20 protein-coding genes are annotated in these 17998 nt (G+C 44.5%); 12 read left to right on the top strand and 8 right to left on the bottom strand.

What is annotated here, in order from left to right:
- Nucleotides 1-98: 98 nt before the first annotated feature.
- Nucleotides 99-1022 carry a 1,4-dihydroxy-2-naphthoate polyprenyltransferase gene (locus HHK01_RS12010; protein WP_170008778.1) on the bottom strand — a complete coding sequence of 308 codons (924 nt, stop codon included), beginning with the start codon at nt 1020-1022 and terminating at the stop codon, nt 99-101.
- Between the two features lie 591 nt (nt 1023-1613).
- On the opposite strand from HHK01_RS12010, the gene HHK01_RS12005 reads away from it, so the two are divergent.
- From HHK01_RS12005 to menC, 6 genes are all read left to right on the top strand, one after another.
- A complete protein-coding gene (locus HHK01_RS12005; RefSeq protein WP_170008018.1) occupies nt 1614-3032 on the top strand; it encodes an isochorismate synthase in 1419 nt (472 codons plus the stop codon).
- The gene (gene menD, locus HHK01_RS12000) at nt 3022-4734 is read left to right on the top strand and encodes a 2-succinyl-5-enolpyruvyl-6-hydroxy-3-cyclohexene-1-carboxylic-acid synthase (RefSeq protein WP_170008017.1); all 1713 of its coding nucleotides are present in this window, start codon (nt 3022-3024) and stop codon (nt 4732-4734) included. The genes HHK01_RS12005 and menD overlap by 11 nt, the downstream gene beginning before the upstream one ends.
- Complete coding sequence (menH, locus tag HHK01_RS11995) at nt 4731-5549, top strand: 2-succinyl-6-hydroxy-2,4-cyclohexadiene-1-carboxylate synthase (RefSeq protein WP_228027564.1); 819 nt, start codon at nt 4731-4733, stop codon at nt 5547-5549. The genes menD and menH overlap by 4 nt, the downstream gene beginning before the upstream one ends.
- Nucleotides 5546-6364 (top strand): 1,4-dihydroxy-2-naphthoyl-CoA synthase, encoded by an 819-nt coding sequence (menB, locus tag HHK01_RS11990; RefSeq protein ID WP_170008016.1) that lies wholly within the window; start codon nt 5546-5548, stop codon nt 6362-6364. Before menH ends, menB begins: the two co-directional genes overlap by 4 nt.
- Nucleotides 6365-6579: 215 nt before the next feature.
- Complete coding sequence (locus tag HHK01_RS11985) at nt 6580-8058, top strand: o-succinylbenzoate--CoA ligase (RefSeq protein WP_170008015.1); 1479 nt, start codon at nt 6580-6582, stop codon at nt 8056-8058.
- Nucleotides 8040-9167 (top strand): o-succinylbenzoate synthase, encoded by a 1128-nt coding sequence (menC, locus tag HHK01_RS11980; protein ID WP_170008014.1) that lies wholly within the window; start codon nt 8040-8042, stop codon nt 9165-9167. Before HHK01_RS11985 ends, menC begins: the two co-directional genes overlap by 19 nt.
- A gap of 76 nt (nt 9168-9243) precedes the next feature.
- On the opposite strand, the gene HHK01_RS11975 is transcribed toward menC, so the two are convergent.
- Entirely contained in the window at nt 9244-9399 is a 156-nt protein-coding gene (locus tag HHK01_RS11975; RefSeq protein ID WP_170008013.1) for a DUF1540 domain-containing protein, read from the bottom strand.
- A gap of 31 nt (nt 9400-9430) precedes the next feature.
- The gene (gene yidD, locus HHK01_RS11970; protein WP_170008012.1) at nt 9431-9730 is read right to left on the bottom strand and encodes a membrane protein insertion efficiency factor YidD; all 300 of its coding nucleotides are present in this window, start codon (nt 9728-9730) and stop codon (nt 9431-9433) included.
- Nucleotides 9731-9812: 82 nt separating this feature from the next.
- Between yidD and HHK01_RS11965 the strand changes: the two genes are divergently transcribed.
- Nucleotides 9813-10286, top strand: coding sequence for an S-ribosylhomocysteine lyase (locus tag HHK01_RS11965; protein WP_170008011.1), 474 nt, complete (start codon nt 9813-9815; stop codon nt 10284-10286).
- A gap of 22 nt (nt 10287-10308) precedes the next feature.
- Here HHK01_RS11965 and ytzI read toward each other — a convergent pair whose 3' ends face one another.
- A complete protein-coding gene (gene ytzI / locus HHK01_RS11960; RefSeq protein ID WP_170008010.1) occupies nt 10309-10491 on the bottom strand; it encodes a YtzI protein in 183 nt (60 codons plus the stop codon).
- 365 nt (nt 10492-10856) lie between these two features.
- On the opposite strand from ytzI, the gene HHK01_RS11955 reads away from it, so the two are divergent.
- On the top strand, nt 10857-11297 hold the full coding sequence (locus tag HHK01_RS11955) for a Dps family protein (RefSeq protein WP_170008009.1): 441 nt from the start codon (nt 10857-10859) through the stop codon (nt 11295-11297).
- A 51-nt stretch (nt 11298-11348) separates the two neighbouring features.
- Nucleotides 11349-11516, top strand: coding sequence for a polyribonucleotide nucleotidyltransferase (locus HHK01_RS11950; protein WP_228027563.1), 168 nt, complete (start codon nt 11349-11351; stop codon nt 11514-11516).
- Nucleotides 11517-11574: 58 nt separating this feature from the next.
- On the opposite strand, the gene HHK01_RS11945 is transcribed toward HHK01_RS11950, so the two are convergent.
- On the bottom strand, nt 11575-11799 hold the full coding sequence (locus HHK01_RS11945; RefSeq protein ID WP_170008007.1) for a DUF6154 family protein: 225 nt from the start codon (nt 11797-11799) through the stop codon (nt 11575-11577).
- Between the two features lie 82 nt (nt 11800-11881).
- On the opposite strand from HHK01_RS11945, the gene HHK01_RS11940 reads away from it, so the two are divergent.
- The 3 genes from HHK01_RS11940 to ytkD all read left to right on the top strand — a co-directional run bounded on the left by HHK01_RS11940 (nt 11882) and on the right by ytkD (nt 13670).
- Nucleotides 11882-12385, top strand: a complete 504-nt coding sequence (locus HHK01_RS11940) for a phage holin family protein (RefSeq protein ID WP_170008006.1) — start codon at nt 11882-11884, stop codon at nt 12383-12385.
- A gap of 102 nt (nt 12386-12487) precedes the next feature.
- Nucleotides 12488-12826: a hydrolase gene (locus HHK01_RS11935; RefSeq protein WP_170008005.1), complete on the top strand. Its 339-nt coding sequence runs from the start codon at nt 12488-12490 to the stop codon at nt 12824-12826.
- Nucleotides 12827-13175: 349 nt separating this feature from the next.
- The gene (ytkD, locus tag HHK01_RS11930; protein WP_170008004.1) at nt 13176-13670 is read left to right on the top strand and encodes an RNA deprotection pyrophosphohydrolase; all 495 of its coding nucleotides are present in this window, start codon (nt 13176-13178) and stop codon (nt 13668-13670) included.
- Between the two features lie 35 nt (nt 13671-13705).
- Here ytkD and nagE read toward each other — a convergent pair whose 3' ends face one another.
- The 3 genes from nagE to HHK01_RS11915 all read right to left on the bottom strand — a co-directional run bounded on the left by nagE (nt 13706) and on the right by HHK01_RS11915 (nt 17909).
- Nucleotides 13706-15082, bottom strand: a complete 1377-nt coding sequence (gene nagE / locus HHK01_RS11925) for an N-acetylglucosamine-specific PTS transporter subunit IIBC (protein WP_170008003.1) — start codon at nt 15080-15082, stop codon at nt 13706-13708.
- 590 nt (nt 15083-15672) lie between these two features.
- Nucleotides 15673-16359: an ABC transporter ATP-binding protein gene (locus HHK01_RS11920; protein WP_170008002.1), complete on the bottom strand. Its 687-nt coding sequence runs from the start codon at nt 16357-16359 to the stop codon at nt 15673-15675.
- The gene (locus HHK01_RS11915) at nt 16359-17909 is read right to left on the bottom strand and encodes an ABC transporter permease (protein ID WP_170008776.1); all 1551 of its coding nucleotides are present in this window, start codon (nt 17907-17909) and stop codon (nt 16359-16361) included. Before HHK01_RS11915 ends, HHK01_RS11920 begins: the two co-directional genes overlap by 1 nt.
- Nucleotides 17910-17998: the final 89 nt, after the last annotated feature.

Here is a 17998-nt window from a genome sequence, read left to right as displayed (position 1 = left end):
GGAAGGGTGCTATTCTGAAAGTTGGAGAACGTAAAAAAACACCTCTCTCCGCTTACGGAAAGAAATGTATTTTTTCTGGGAAACTAACGTTTGAGTGGTTATCCTATCCAAATAGTGAGAAGCACACCGATGGTCAGTAAAACACCAAACAGTGTATTGGTTTGGGCTGTAGCTCTCATTGCCGGCATCATTTCTTGCGGTTGGGACTTCCCAATAAAGCCCTTTGTAGCTTGTATTGCTTTTGGAAGGCTCGCGAACACAGCTACGAACCAGAAGAAGTTAGGATAAATCATGATCAGTACAACAATCCAAATATATGCAAATAAGAATGAAGCTGCAAGCAGTCTAATTGCTTTTTTGCGTCCGATTAAAATGGCTATCGTTTTACGTCCAGCAAGTGCATCCCCTTCACGATCCCGTATATTGTTAGCCAGATTGATGTTCCCGACTAAGAAGAAAATAGGGATGCTAACAAGCCAGCTTTCTGTTGTGATGGTGCCAGTTTGAATGTAAAAAGACAAAATGATGATCACAATACCCATGAAAAATCCAGCCATTATTTCCCCGAACGGTGAATATGCGATCGGAAATGGGCCACCTGTATATAAATACCCAGCTGCCATACAAACTAGACCAACAACCGCCACCCACCAGCTACTAGCTAAACAAATGTATACACCAAGCAGAGCGCTCATTCCAAACAACGCGAAGGCAATTGCAAGGACTGTTTTAGGTCGTACACCTTCTCTGACAATCGCACCACCAATGCCGATTGAATCTTTAGTATCTAGCCCACGCTTATAGTCATAATACTCATTGAACATGTTGGTTGCTGCTTGAATGAACAAAGAGGCGAACAACATCGCGAGCATGAGCCATATATCTATAGCCCCTTCTTGCAAAGCTAGGGCGCTTCCTAACATAACAGGGACAAAAGCAGCTGTCAGTGTGTGTGGTCTCGTCAGCTGCCACCAAACACGCCATGACCGTGTGTGCTGTAATTCAGTTGAAGGAGTTTCCATTATGGGTTCCAACTCTTTTCCACCCCTTTCAAGTCGTAAGAAAAAGGAGAACATGTTAAGGATAAGGATGAAAGGATAAGTACGCGACGTCTTAGTAAGGAAGGCCTGCTAACTGCGCGACGTCCTAGGTAAGGAAGGCCTGCTAACTGCGCGACGTCCTTGTCGCAACGCAGGCACACTCGCATCCTTGCGAGCGCAACGCAGGCACACTCGCAACCTTGTGAGCGCAACGCAGGCACTCGCATTCTTGCGAGCGCAACGCCGAGCCACTTTCTTCCTGCGAGCGAATGCCATTCTGACCCATGTCGTGTGGGTCTCGCGTGATAAAAGTGTAAACGATTTGTGAACAATCGTGACCAAATACAAGTGTAGAAAAAGAAATACTGACTGTCAATGAAATTTCACGAGAAACACGGGACGTTCTATTTCCTTATTAAGTATTTAGTTCCAAATTGCAGGTGGGAAATTGACCGTTGAGTGCCCTTTGTGACATTTCCAGTTTACGTGCATGACAATTTGCATAAAGTATTTTAAAATGAAGTGTATGCTATTTTTCGGTATTAATCGGTCGTACGTTGAGGAGGAAGTAGGATGGCCACCATCAAAGAACGAGATCATAAAGGAACACAACAGAGTACGTATACGATTCGGTCCACGCATAAAGACCGCGTATGGCAATCTTCTGTGTGGTCTATTGATCCGATTCCTGCGACTTCAGTGTATCGTGCTGCACAAGTCCTTCAAGAAGAAGAGCGCTTTTTTTGGCAAACGAATGATCGCTCGCTAACAATGGTTGGTTTTGGTGCCGCGTTTACGATTGCACCTGAACACAAGTATCTTTCCCGATTTAGTTCGGTTGAACAGCAGTGGAAGCGCTTTATAGGAAAGGTCGACACGTCGGTTCTACCTTATGGAACAGGACCGCTTCTATTTGGCGGATTTTCCTTTTTTGAGGAACCTTCATCAAATGATGCCTGGCAAACGTTTGGGGCAGCTTCTTTTATCGTGCCAAAATTTATGTATACAGAGAGCGATGGGAAGGCGTATTGGACGGAAACTGTCGTTGCGCCGACAGAATTACTTCAGCATCACATACAGGATCAAGATGAACTGTCTGTAAAGTGTTGGAGTACTTTAGTGAATCGGGAAGAGAAAAAAGATCTCCCTCATTTAGTCCAAGAAGAAAACCCTTGCGGTGAAGAGTGGAAATCGGTTGTGAAACGGGCGACAAATGCAATGGAAGAGGGAAACTTTAACAAAGTGGTTTTGGCAAGAGAACAACAATTGACGTTCTCAGACAACATGGACGTCGCTACTGTGCTCAGGAACCTATCGGAAGAACAACAAAATTCCTTTGTCTTTTCTTACGCGAAAGGTGACCACTCTTTTATGGGAGCCACACCAGAACGGCTGATACGTAAAAATGGAAACAGGGTTTACTCTCACGCCATTGCAGGCACAATGCCACGAGGGGAAACTTTACAGGGAGATTTTCAGTTGGGCGATTGGCTACTACAAGACGTGAAAAACGGTCAAGAACACGCGTACGTAGTCGAATTGATTCAATCAGTGTTCGAGTCACTTTGTGAAGATGTTGTTGTCGCAGAGAGTCCGTCACTATTAAAGATGAAGCATGTACAACATTTACACACACCCATTCAAGGTACAGTAACTGATAGTGCGACCTTGTTGCCTTTTGTGGAAAAGTTGCACCCCACTCCTGCATTAGGAGGGAGCCCTCGTCCGGAGGCTTTACAGTTCATCCGTGAGCACGAACCCCTAGATCGTGGTTGGTATGCAGGGCCGATTGGTTGGGTGGACATGAACGGAAATGGAGAATTTGTCGTCGCTATTCGTTCCGCTCGTATAAATAGGAACGAAGCTGTGCTTTACGCGGGCTGTGGTATCGTGAGCGATTCTACCCCTGTGGAGGAATGGGACGAAACGCTTGTTAAATTAAAGCCGATGCGGACTAGTTTGGGAGTAGGGGGTGATCTGCGTGGGGAATGACAATACACGGGCTGTGTATCACTTTCTAGAAAGCTTAATTTCTGGGGGAATCACTGACATCGTGGTGAGTCCTGGTTCTCGCTCTACTCCTTTAGCGCTCGTTGCCCATCGAGACGAACGGCTGAACGTTCATGTGATTTTGGATGAGCGATCCGCCTCTTTTTATGCCCTCGGGCTGGCAAAAGTAGATGGGAAAGCAATAGCACTACTCTGTACATCGGGAACAGCTTCTGCTAACTATTACCCGGCAATTATTGAAGCGTACTATAGCCACGTTCCACTGGTTGTGATCACGGCTGATCGTCCACATGAATTGCGAGAAGTAGGAGCACCACAAGCAATTGATCAATTACACATGTACGGAAAGTATGCGAAGCACTTCGTGGACTTACCGATTGCTGAAGAACACGAAATGACCATTCAAACGTATGAGCAACAAGCGTTTAGAAGTGTCGTTGTAGCCAATCAACATCCAAAAGGTCCTGTACATCTAAACGTTCCTTTCCGTGAGCCACTTGTACCGGACTTATTAGAAGAGCGTCCTACTTTGTATCAGAACCGATCTTTTTCAAAGGGTCGGATTCGTGTAGAGGAGCCTTCTAGATGGCGGGAAGCCTTTGCTAATTGTGACCAGGGTATGATCATTTGTGGTCAGTTAGCAAATCGTGAAGAAGAGCAGGCTGTGTTGCAACTAGCAGAAAGCTTTCAATATCCGGTATTATGTGATCCGCTCTCAAATTTGCGGAAGTATGACCATCCGTTGCTCGTCCGCACATACGATGCTCTACTTAGAAATCATGCGGTTCGAGAGCACTTGCTTCCTGAGCAAATTATTCGGTTCGGTGCTATGCCTGTCTCCAAATCACTTTCGCAAACGGTAGCTGTAGAATGGTCAAATGCTCGCCACGTCTATGTAGGCGAAGGATTTACGTATCGCGACCCTGCTTATGCCGTTACTGATTGGGTGGAGGCAGAGGTGAGCACGTTTTGTCGAGATGTAATACCGGATGAAGCTATCACCCGTATAACGGACTGGGTTGTGAATTGGCAATTAGTAGAGGCAAGCGCATCGAAGGCAATGTCAGACAAAGATAAATTACTGGCGTGGCACGAGGGACAAGCAATGGAGGAGGTTCTCGCTGCACTTCCTGAAGGCACTGCGCTTTTCGTAGGAAATAGTATGCCGATCCGTGACCTAGATACGTTCTCACACGGCAAACCACTTTCGTGTGATGTATACGCAAACCGTGGAGCGAACGGCATTGACGGTGTGATCTCCACAGCGATCGGGGTAAGCGAACGTTACGAGCAGACCTATTTGGTCATCGGTGATTTGTCCACGCTCCACGATTTAGGCGGACATTTAATTGCTAAGTTACGTAAGAGTCGCATTACAATCGTCGTTTTTAACAATAACGGAGGGGGCATTTTTTCTTTTTTGCCACAAGCAAAAGAGAAAGATGTGTTTGAACCGTTGTTCGGTACGCCGATGGACGTGCACTTTAAAGAGGTTGCCTCTATGTTTCAAGGTGAGTATCAACTTGTAACGGGAAGAGATGAGTTGCGACAGGCATTGCGAACGCAAGGTCATTCATCATGGCAACTTGTAGAAGTGTTGACAAACCGTGAACAAAATGTAGAACAACATCGAAACTTGTTTGAATTTGTTTCCCGGGAAATGGATAAGTTGGTGAGCAAATGAAATCTCTGTCGATTCGTGGAGTGACTTATAAACTACATCAATATGGTGAAGGGGAGCCGGTTGTTTTATTGCATGGGTTTATGGGCTCACACCAAACGTGGCACACTTTGTACGAAAATAAGGGGTATAAGTGGTACGCATTTGATCTGCTTGGTCATGGGAAATCTTCCGCCCCCTTACACTTTGCACGGTACGATTGCTCTGCTCAAGTAGAGGATTTATATGCATGTATGCAGTCAGAAGGTTTGTCTTCTTTTCATCTAATAGGGTATTCTATGGGAGGGAGACTAGCGCTAGCCTTTGCATGCCGCTATCCTCATATGATTCGAACGCTAACCCTAGAAAGCGCCTCTCCAGGGCTGCTTTCTAGGGAAGCACGAGAGCAGCGGTCGTTTGTCGATGAAGGGCGTGCTCACCAAATAGAAACAGAAGGATGCGCTGCTTTTGTAGCAGACTGGGAACAGCTTCCCTTGTTTCAGTCACAACAAACACTCCCGCTCTCCGTCAGGCAGCGAATACGTCTTGAGCGGATGTCGCACACTGATGGTGGGCTTGCAGGATCATTACGTGGGTTCAGCACGGGGAGGCAACCTTCATTTTGGGGCAAACTCAATACTTTAGCCTTTCCAATCCACCTTGTGACGGGTGGTGAGGATAAGAAGTTTGTTCAAATAGCGCGTAAAATGAAGCGAATCATGCCTAATTGTATACATATTGTCATTCCAAACGTTGGGCATGCACCACATGTAGAAGCACCCATAAAGTTTTCGAACGCCGTTACTACTTTTTTGTATGAAAGGGGAACAGAATCATGACAAGAGAATGGATTACAGTAAAACAATATGAAGACATTTTGTATGAAACATACGAAGGCATCGCAAAGATTACGATTAACCGCCCGCAGGTACGGAATGCTTTCCGGCCAAAGACTGTCATGGAACTTATTGATGCATTCGCTTACGCACGAGATGATAGTGAAGTCGGCGTCATCATTTTAACAGGGGCTGGAACGGAAGCGTTTTGTTCGGGTGGAGATCAAAATGTGCGTGGTCACGGAGGATACGTTGGTGATGACGAGATCCCTCGCTTAAATGTGCTTGATCTTCAACGTCTAATTAGAGTCATTCCGAAGCCTGTCATCGCCATGGTTGCTGGATATGCAATCGGTGGTGGCCATGTCCTTCACGTTGTATGTGATTTGACAATTGCTGCGGATAACGCACGCTTCGGTCAAACAGGCCCTAAAGTGGGAAGTTTTGATGCTGGATACGGCTCTGGATATCTCGCGCGTATCGTTGGCCACAAGAAAGCGAAAGAAATTTGGTTCCTTTGCCGTCAATACAACGCGCAAGAAGCGTTGGATATGGGACTTGTAAATACAGTAGTGCCAGTAGATCAACTAGAGGACGAAACGGTGCAATGGGCACAAGAAATGCTAGAAAAATCGCCTACTGCTCTTCGTTTCTTAAAAGCAGCTTTCAACGCAGATACAGACGGACTTGCAGGCATTCAGCAAATGGCGGGTGACGCAACGCTGCTCTACTATACAACTGACGAAGCAAAAGAAGGACGCGACGCCTTCAAAGAAAAGCGAAAACCTGATTTCGGACAGTTTCCACGTTTCCCATAAACAATGGCTTTTCGTCTACAGTGAGCTTTGTTTCCACCTCGGTGGGACAAGGCTCTTTACTGTTACGGGCCACACGACGTGGGTAAGACAGGCGTTGCGCTCGCAGGGATGCGAGTGTGCCTGCGTTGCGCAGTTAGCAGGCCTTCCTTACTCGGGACAGCATGGTTTTAGCCGAGGTTCCTTACTACGTCGCGAACTTAGCTAGGGGGATTTTAATGACATCAATGACGTTACCACCTTTCTTGTGGAAAAGAAAAGAACAAACGCCAGACCGTATCGCCGTCATGCAAGGTGAACAGAAATGGACATTTCGACAATTATGGAATGAAGCCACTGCACTCGCTCGCGGATGGGAACAAGCTGGGTTACAAAAAGAAGCAAGGATTGGCTTTTTTGCTCGCAATCGTTGGGAAAGCATTGTGGCTTTGCATGCAGGGATGCTGTTACACTGTCCAATTGTATGTCTCAATCGTCGTTTAACACCTTCTGAACTTAGATGGCAGACAGAGAATAGTAAGTTGAGTGCTCTTTACTGTGATAAGGATGATGCGGTGAAGTGGTTGCCAGAATCTGTTCTCAAACTTCCTGTACACGTAGAGAACATTTCTAGTAACAACAGCTTTTTAGAGGAAATATCGCTAGAAGACCCTTGCACACTCATGTACACATCCGGTACAACGGGTACGCCGAAAGCGGTAGTCCAAACCTATGGGAACCATTTCTTCAACGCCACAGCGTCCCTATTTCATTTAGGATCAGAGCGAGAAGATGTGTGGGGATGCCCGGTGCCGTTGTTTCACATAAGCGGATTTTCTATCGTGATGCGCTCGTGTTTGTACGGAATGCCGTTACGTTTGTATGAAACGTTTGATCCAGCAGCACTAGCTAACGATATGCAAGTAGGCCGTATTACGATTGTTTCGTTCGTAGCTACGATGCTGCAACGAGTTTTGGGTGAATGGGATGAAAATACGGTTCATCCCTCGTTTCGCACCGTACTGCTCGGAGGTGGACCTGCAACAAAATCTTTATTAGACGAGGCAAAGAAACGAGGCATTCCGCTCCTCCAAACGTATGGGATGACTGAAACTGCCTCACAAATTGCCACGCTGTCTCAAGAAGATGCAGTGCGCAAGTTGGGTTCTTCAGGGAAACCTTTATTTGGTACGTCCATACAAGTGGTGACAGCAGAAGGACAACAAGTTCGACGAGGAGAAATAGGAGAATTGATCGTAAAAGGTCCTACCGTCACTCCCGGATATGACGAGCTTCCAGAAGCGAATGCGACTAGCTTTTTAAAGGATGGTTGGTTTCGAACAGGAGACGTTGGCTATATAGACGAAGAAGGATATTTGTTTGTGGTGGATCGGCGGAAAGACCTTATTATTTCGGGTGGGGAAAACATTTATCCGAAAGAGATTGAGGAAGTGCTCGCGTCATTTGCAGGAATAAAGGAAGCGGCTGTATGCGGACGGGCTGACGCTACTTGGGGGGCTGTTCCTGTTGCATTTGTCGTTTGGGAAGTTGGGGAGAAGAATCTTGTAGCTTTACAGAGACATGTTGAACAGCACCTGGCAAAATTCAAACATCCGGTGGCATATCATGAAGTGGATGAGCTCCCGAGAAATGCTTCACAAAAGATTTTGCGATACAAGTTACAGGAGTGGGATGAAAAATGGAGGGAACAAAGTTGATCTCTGTGGAAAAGGTGACGTGCACACATGTCCGAGTTCCTCTTCTTACCCCTTTTGTTACCGCAACTGAAACAGTAACGGAGCGAGAGTCTCTCATTATTGAAGTCGTAGACGGTGATGGCATTTGTGGGTACGGGGAGTGTGTGGCTTTCTCGACACCATGGTACACAGAAGAGACAGTATACACAGCGAAGTATGCGTTGAAAGAGTGGCTACTCCCCAAAGTGTGTGAAGAAACATACAAACATCCGCGTGAATTTTTCGAGTCAACCCGCCAATATAAAGGAAACTATATGGCAAAAGCATCCGTTGATTTGGCGTTATGGGATTTGTATGCAAAGAAACAACAAGTCCCACTTTCCTCCCTAATTGGGATGAATCGCAGTCAAGTAGAGGCAGGCATCGTCATCGCTACGGAAACAGAAGGACAGATGCTTGCAGATATATCGAAAGCGATTGAAAAAGGCTATAAACGATACAAAATTAAAATTAGTCCAGGAAATGCTTTCGATCGTGTACAGGCGGTTAGAAGGAAATATCCAGATCTTCCCCTTATGGTCGACGCCAATGGGACTTTTTCTACAGATCAACAGGATGAACTAGAGAAATTAGACAGATTCTCTCTACTGATGATTGAACAGCCATTTGACACTTCCAGGTGGTTAGCGCATCAACAGCTCACAAAGCAACTCGCAACCCCCATTTGCTTAGACGAAAGCATTGACAGTGTGGAAGCTTTTGAACTAGCGATCGCTCTAGAGGCAGCGGATGTCTATGTTGTAAAAGTAGGCAGAGTCGGGGGACTAAGCGAAGCACTCCGTTTGGCTAACATGGCGCATGGAAATGGGGTACCGCTTTGGCTTGGGGGCATGGTGGAGTTAGGAATTTCAAGAGCACACAATGTCGCGTTCGCCACACACCCTGCGTTCCGATATCCTCCTGACCTATCAGAGACAAGTCGGTACGTGGCAGAAGATGTAACAGCACCTCCAGTTGTTGTGGAAAAGGGATACATTCAAACAAGAACAGAGGCTGGAATTGGGTTTAAAGTGAAACGTGAGTGGATGCAGTCATACCGTATTGATGAATGGAGTGTTAGCGTAAATTGAGCGGAGCCATATGCAGAGGACTCGACTGAAAAAAGGGTGAAGTACGAGACTTCACCCTTTACATTAGCCCATTTCTTTATTCTTGAGCTTCGAACGTTTTACAATCGGTTTCATAGCTATTTTTTGCACGGTCGCCCTTGTGGCTAACGACATAAATTTGATCTGCGCCACAGTGGTTTCCTTTTTTCCAGTAAGTGCAGTTGTTTACCTCGCAAAGAACATCTTGTGCCACTGTCGTCGCCTCCTTTATTGAGTGGTACAAATTAAGTATCCCACTCGTCGATACGATCCATACGTGAAGTCTCTTCTTCTGTTTTTTTCTGCAAGGAACTTTCGTGTCGATCCATCCATCGCATCGGAACAAGATCGATACCACCTGGGTGAAATGGATGACATTTAAGGAGTCTACGGATAGTAAGGTATGCCCCCTTTATAAATCCAAAGCGCCCAATTGCCTCCAATCCATAGTGAGAACACGTTGGATAAAAACGGCATGATGGTGGCTTTAATGGGGATATCACCCGTTGGTAAAAGCGAATGAAAAGTAAGGCGATCGTTTTCATCGGAATTAATTCCTCCTAATCTGATGAAATTTCTCGGCAAATGCGTTATGATAAAGAAAGTTAGGAAAGGAGAGGAACCCTAATGCCTTCTGTTGAAAGTTTTGAACTAGATCATAATGCTGTAAAAGCCCCCTACGTACGCCACTGCGGTGTTCATAAAGTGGGGACAGACGGCGTTGTAAATAAGTTTGACCTCCGTTTTTGTCAGCCGAATAAACAAGCGATGAAGCCAGATACGATGCATACGTTGGAGCATTTATTGGCGTTTACGATTCGGAAATATGCTGAACGCTATGACCATTTCGATATTATCGACGTATCACCAATGGGTTGCCAAACAGGTTATTACCTCGTCGTTAGCGGTTCGCCATCAGTTGAGGACATTATTGACCTATTGCATGCAACGTTTGAAGAGGCGGTCGACATTACCGAAATTCCTGCCGCAAACGAAAAGCAATGCGGGCAAGCGAAACTTCACGACCTTGACGGAGCAAAACGCCTGATGAAATTTTGGTTGCAACAAGACAAGAACACATTAAAAGAAGTGTTTGCATAACCTTGCGAATACGTACAGAGGTTCAGTCCTCCGTACGTGTTTTTTTTGTTTCCAGATCGTCTTCTTTATGCTTTAGATGAGGATTTCCTTCAACAGGATCCACTGTATGTTGAACAGAAGTATATGCCTTTGAAGTGGTAATCACGCTTAAAAACAGAACAATCAACACGATAATGACAGACACAATGAGAATTGCTCCAACCATTTCAGCATCCCTCCATTCTTAAAAGATTATTATTTTTCAATAGGTTATTGAACAAACGTTCTTTTAGAGGATGTTCAAAAAGTCCGGGAAAGTCGCTGTCGAATTTCTGCGTCAGCTTGCTCCTCCGCTCCTCACCGCCCGCCCCGCGGAAAGCGAGTAACCTGGAGCGGAATTCAACCATTCCGAATACTTGTTACATAGCAACAAAATTTGTCGAAACAGCCTTAATAAAACGAAACATCTTTGTAGACTTAGTGTAACACGAAAATGACTTACATTCGTCAATCAAAATTGGTCGTTTAAAAGGAGATAGGAGGTTTTATAAACAATAAAAAAGGGAAAACTACCCATGGAGGGTGATGTAAATGTCTAAGGAATTAATGAAGAGTGTGAACAAACAGGTGGCAAACTGGACAGTTTTGTACGTCAAGCTGCATAATTTCCATTGGTTTGTGAAAGGTCCACAATTTTTCACACTACACGAACTGTATGAACAACTTTATAATGAGGCGCATGAACATATTGATGACCTAGCAGAACGTTTGTTAGCGCTAGAAGGACAACCTGTTGCTACAATGAAAGAAGTGCTTGAAATAGCTACTATTAAAGAAGGAGCAGGAAACGAAAACGCAGAACAAATGGTTGCAACAACAGCAGAGGACTTTACTATTCTTATTGATGAGCTTAAAGAAGGAATGGATCTTGCCGATACTGTAGGTGATGAAACAACTGGGGATATGCTCCTGTCCATTCATCAAAGTCTGGAAAAACATGTCTGGATGCTCAACTCCTTCTTAAGCAAATAGGAATGGAGGGGAGAGACGGAAAGGGACGTGTCTATGTCCATCAATTCTTTTATGACTCAGCAAGTGTCCGAGCTCCAAACTACACTCGGTCTTAATCTATTGAAGAGCCAAATGGCGACAGACGCAGCTCAAGCGACGAAAATGATGGAGTCTCTATCAGAAACGAATTCGATTGCTTCCCACCCGTACAAAGGTAGCTCTGTTGACGTCAAAGCCTAACCAAAAGAGGCAGTTACTACACGTCGTGTGTAGTAAACTGCCTCTGTTGTGCCCTTTCCTAATGGTAAAACGCCCCATCATCTGCAAACCTACTTCGCAATGATTCCATAACATAGAGTCCAAACAAACCTTTTAATTCTTCATTAGATAGCTCTTCTAGCAACTCCAGTATGTCTTGTCGTGTCATGGCTTGGAGAACGCCAAAAGTGAGTGCGTCTATGTCCTCATCGTCACCGGTAAGTTTGCCTTTATATTCTTCATATATTTCCTCAATTAACTTCATAAACGACTCCCTTTTTCTTATGTTCCAAAGCTAGATGTCCAATCATTTCCCCTTTTCTTTGCATATAGTGTGAAATAGTTGAATGCTAATCAGAAGGGATGTAGATGTAGTGGACAAGTTCCAATGGTTACTTCCTGTAGCTAGTGCTCTAGGAGCGATTGTTTTGTTTCTATTTGGAGGGTGGGACATGCTAATAACCATATTGTTTGCTACAGTGGTTATTGATTATACGACAGGTTTGCTATCAGCCTTCGTGAACGGAGAAATCTCCAGCAAAGTCGGATTAAAAGGGATCGCGAAAAAAGTTTTTATATTTGCACTTGTGGCAGTAGCAAATTTTGTCGACCAGTTGCTAGGCGACCAGAACTTCATTCGCGATGCGACCATTATCTTTTATATTCTCAATGAACTGATTTCGATACTTGAAAATGCAGGCCATGCAGGCGTTCCCATTCCAAAAGTATTAACAGGTGCTATTCAATCGCTAAAACAACCGAGAGAAATCATTATTTCGGCAGACAAAAAGCCTGCTGAAGCCGATCAGGAACAACAAGAAAATGAGGATGAAGAGCAACCAAAGAGCTAATGAGTAGGAGGACGTTTTCGCACGCCCATACAAAATAAGGTATAACTTCTGCAATTCCTCTCACACTAATGGTAAAACAATTGAAGGAGGATGAATCAGGGGATGCTGGAAAACGAAAAAAAAACCTACTACATCAACCTTGGAAATGGGGAAATCTCTCGGAGTGGCACGTCTTCTGAATGGAATTTTACTGTTGAAGCAACCGATGATGAAATCGTGAAGCTTCGCGAGTGCTTTGATTCTATGCACTCTTCAAACTGGCAAAGCTTTTTGCGTGCACACGTACCTTACGTGCAGTACCATTACGATCGAGAAAACGATGCCTATGATCGCACTTTAATGGAAGTATATCAAATGGTACATGAATTAGGAGACGACTCTGCAAAACAGTGGGTCGAGCAATCTGGAATGCTGAATCCACATCGAAATCCAGGACCGTGAACTAATGAAACAGCTCTAGGGCTCACGTTCCTAGAGCTGTTTTTATTATAATGCCCACCGCTTCTGTGTTTAACAGTATGTGGTAATTATAAGATACTTGGCGCTTTATTTTTGATAGAGTATGAGAGAGGTTAACGATACTTCCATATTAATGGTTGTTTAAATTTCCATAGGTACTTCGCCTGTTCTCTTTTCAGCAATGGATCCATTGTAAGGTTCGACAAAGGTATCTATTTCTTTGGAGTCACTTTTAGGATTCTGTTATGTTTCTCCAAGAGAGAGGGTAATTTACCAAAAAATGAAGTTTGCTATCATGAGATGAAAGTACTAGAGGAAAAGGGGGATTACTTTGCACAAGTTCCAAGATCAAAATGGGATGAGGATTGAGTTGGAATGGGGAGAAAAAGCTTCCTTCCAAGGAGAGATTGGACATGTTTGGATCATTTGTCGATACAAAGGAAAATGGTTGTTAACAGACCATCCGAAACGAGGATATGAGTTTCCTGGTGGAAAAGTGGAGAGTGGGGAGACGATGGAAGATGCGGCCAGAAGAGAAGTGTGGGAAGAAACAGGTGCCCACATTCGTTCCTTAACGAGAATAGGATCATATCGTGTGAACACGTATATCCCCTTTGTGAAGGCTATTTTCTTCGCTGAAGTAGACAAGCTAGACACGCCACCAACAGACTTTGAAACGAAAGGACCCCTTATTTGGGAAGGTGATCTTGCCGATATCCGTCACGATGAACGGTTTAGTTTTATGATGAGAGACGACGTATGGCCTTTAACCCTTGAAAGAATAGGGGAACAGCAAAAAGAGAAACCGGTTCATAAATCCTCATGAACCAGTTCCTCCTTTTGTAAAACGGTATTTGAAACTTACAATTGCTGTCGCATCCGGTTCGCAATACGTTCAACATTCGTACCGACAATGACCTGTATGTCGTGGTCGTTCAGCTTGACGACTCCTTTAGCACCAAGCGATTTTAATCTCTTTTCATCAACGGATTGCATTTCATTGACACGCATACGGAGGCGCGTTACACAGTTGGAACATGTATCGATGTTGTCCTTGCCACCTAAAGCTTCGATATAGTGAGCAGCAACTACATCATCGTCATCAGCCTTTGACTGAATAGATTTGTTTTCTGCTAGTAAAGACTCTTCTCCCTCATCTTCTCGACCAGGAGTTTTTAAATCTAGTTTTTTAATTAAGAACGTAAAGATTACAAAGTACAACACGGCCAATCCCAAACCAATCGGTATGATGAGAAGTGGCTTTGTGGCGATGTTAAAGCTAAGCACGTAATCCAAAAAACCAGCAGAGAATCCGAAACCGTGTAGCACTCCAAAGGCATTTGTTACGACTAAGGACAGTCCTGTTAACACCGCGTGAACCCCATATAAAAGTGGTGATAAGAACATAAAGGTAAACTCAATTGGTTCTGTGATCCCTGTTAAGAAGGAAGTTAAGGCTAAACTACCGAGCATCCCCGCCACCATTTTGCGGTTTTCCTTTTTCGCTGTATAGATCATGGCAAGACACGCAGCAGGTAAACCGAACATCATCATCGGGAAAAATCCTGCCATAAAGACACCCGCAGTCGGATCTCCTGCAAAGAAGCGATTTAAATCCCCAGTTGCTCCGTTAAACTCACCGAACTGGAACCAAATAAAGCTGTTCAAAACGTGATGGATACCGATTGGAATGAGTAGTCTGTTGAAAAATCCGTACAATCCTGCGCCTACAGCTCCAGCGTCGATCAGCCAGATGCCGATTTGATCAATCCCGGCTTGAATAGCGGGCCAAATGAAGCCAAATAGTATAGATAACAAGACCATTGTCAAAGCAGTAATGATCGGTACGAAGCGTCTTCCCCCGAAGAAACCTAACCATTGTGGAAGCTTAATATCATGATAGCGATTGTAAAGAAGCCCAGCGATGACCCCGGAAATTAATCCTCCTAAAAAACTCATGTTAATCGTCTCATCAAACGCTGCAGTAGCGCTCGAGAGCACTAGATACCCGATAGCACCAGCGAGTCCAGCAGCACCGTTGTTATCCTTTGCAAATCCGATCGCGACCCCGATGGCAAACAGTAGTGGCAGGTTTGCAAGTAGAGTATCACCGGCTGCCGCAATAAATGGAATGTCAAGTACATCTGTAGCTCCTAACCGAACTAATAAAGCGGCAACAGGTAACGTGGCAATTGGTAACATTAATGAGCGCCCTAATTGCTGTAAAAAGCGAAACATAATACCCCTCCTTTTTTTATGCACAGCCTTTTCCTAGTAACAAGTATGAAAGCGTTATCATTTTTAGTATATGAGCTGTACACACGTATTATATCAGTGGAATGGACATATGTATATACCAATAATTGAAGGGAATGTATATATATTTTCAGCTGTGAGGGGACTGCTCACTTCATCGGGCTCTAAGGTCATCTATGAGTACAACACAGAAGAATGCTCAGACTCAGGGAAGGATGCTCAGACTTAGGGAGGGATGTTCAGACTCAGGGAGGGATGCTCAGACTTAGGGAGGGATGTTCAGACTTAGGGAGGGATGTTCAGACTCAGGGAGGGATGCTCAGACTTAGGGAGGGATGCTCAGACTTAGGGAAGGATGCTCAGACTCAGGGAAGGATGCTCAGACTTAGGGAAGAATGCTCAGACTCAGGGAGGGATGCTCAGACTTAGGGAGGGATGCTCAGACTCAGGGAGGAATGCTCAGACTCAGGGAAACTTAAACAGAATCTACAGTAAATCGACCGGACTCCAAGTGGCAGATCCACCAAAAAAACCCCCAACCTATTTTGGCTGGGAGTCTGAAACGACAACGCCTAAGCTCTGAGCAAATCGCACGGCCTACCGATTTGTTGGACGTGACCTTGTCGGACAATGATAATTCTGTCTGCAAGTGCGCGCGCATCCTCTTCGTCATGAGTAACGAACAAGGTGGTGGTACCAGTTCTTTTTATCGTTTCTCTTAGCTCGTCTCGAATACGTTGCTGAAGGTGGGCATCTAAGTTGCTAAACGGTTCATCAAGCAGTAGTAACGAGGGTTGAGGTGCAAGGGCCCGTGCTAAGGCGACCCGTTGCTGTTGCCCACCACTTAGCTCATAAGGGTAGCGTTTTTTATACTCTATCATATTCACTAGATCAAGCATTTCCACAACTCTTTTTTTTCGTTCGCTTCGATTCCACCTTTTTAAGCCAAACAAAATGTTAGCTTCAACTGTCATGTGTGGAAATAGGGCATAGTCTTGAAACACCATACCGAGACCGCGCTTTTCTGTAGGGGTGAAAATGCCAGAGCCATTAGAAAAAACATCATTTCCGACACGAATGATTCCTTTTTGTGGTTTTTCCAAGCCAGCAATCAAGCGTAAAATAGTACTTTTCCCACTTCCACTTTCGCCTAGAATCGAAATGATCTCACCTTCTTGTATTCCGATAGAAAAATCCTCGACGGTAGCTGTTGGCATGGACGGATATCGAAATTGTAGATTTTGTATGTTTACATGCATTAGTTTGGCTCCTTTTCAATGAGATGATAAAACATATAAATTGAAATAGCACTAATGAAAGTAATGAACAATGAGGATAGTGCCGCTTCTTGCACCATTTCATTGTTTGCATAGCGATAGGCTGTAGTAGACAATGTTTCAAAATTAAATGGTCGCAAAATAAGCGTAAGTGGTAGTTCCTTTAAAATATCTATAAACACAAGGATGAAGCCACTAAAGATAGCCGGACGGATCAGTTGGACATCAACGCGGAAAAACGTTGCTGTCCAAGACATTCCTAATACTCGAGAGGCCTCAGTAAACGTGGTGCCAACTTTATCAAAGCCTGATTCAACAGAGTTATATCCAATCGCCATAAACCGAATCACATAGGCAAACAAGAGCATAGTCAAGCTTGTGCTAAGTAGTAATGTCGGTGGGAGGCCGAACAGCTCGTAAACACCGAATAGCCACTCATCTGTAGCAATAAAAAAGCTGATGACACCAACAGCAATGACTGCTCCCGGAATGGAATAGCCTAGTACGGTAAGTTTGGCGATGGCGTTAGACAGTACGCCCTTTCTCATGCGCATAAAATTAGCTACTATGAGTGCGAAAACGATCACGAGCACTGCCCCTATAGTAGCCACTAGCGCTGAGTTGAAAATGATCCGAACAAATGCTATCGAGTAAATGGAATCAAAAGTTAACGTCGCCCAGTAAATTAGCTGTAGTGCGGGCAGTACAAAGCCAAGAATAAATATGGTTGTCGTAAATCCTCCAATCGTCCATTTCTTCCATCCGTACACGGGTTGAGGACGGAGTGGGGAAACTTTCGTATTACTATAGCTGAATTGCTTCCTACCACGTAAGAACTTTTCCAGTAGGATAATAAAAATCACGACGGTCATGAGAATTCCTGCTAGTTTAATAGCAGAATCTAAATCACCGAAAGAGAACCACGTTTGGAAAATAGCCGTACTAAAAGTTTGAATGCCGAAGTATTTGACTACCCCGTAATCATTTAACACTTCTAAAATAACTAAACTAACCCCACCTACAATGGATGCTCGTGAAATAGGAAGGATTACGTAGAAAAAAGTACGAAATGCACCGCTACCGAGCACCCGAGCATTATCGATAAGGGACGTGGCTTGCCTAGCCAGAAAAGCACGTGTAATCGCGTATACGTACGGATATAAGAAAATGGTGAAAATGAACACCGCACCCGGCATATTCAAAATATCAAAATAGTTTTGGTTGACTTTTATGTCAAAGCGGTTACGTAACGTCGTTTGAAGTACGCTAGTGTAATTGAGCATCCCATGATATGTATAGCCTCCGATATAAGGTGGTATGGCTAGTGGTAGCATTAGTGCCCACTTCAGGGTGTTGCGGAAGGGAAACTGATAGGCTGATACAAGCCAAGCTAATGTAACCCCAATGGCTACAGAAAACGCACCTGTCCAAAATGCAAGTGTAACTGTATCCATCAAATAGCCAGTTAACATAAATTGTTGAATATGTGCCCAGTTTGCATTGGCTGGGCGAAACATACGAATCATGAGCATGGCGGTAGGGAAGGTAAGTAGTACACCAAATACAAGAGTTGTGAGACCCCATCCAGAAAAGAAGTGTTTTATTCTCAATCCATTCACCC

Source organism: Bacillus fonticola, from assembly GCF_012955605.1.
Taxonomy (GTDB): Bacteria; Bacillota; Bacilli; order Bacillales; family JC228; genus Bacillus_CG; species Bacillus_CG fonticola.
This window is presented reverse-complemented; position numbering and strand designations above follow the sequence as displayed.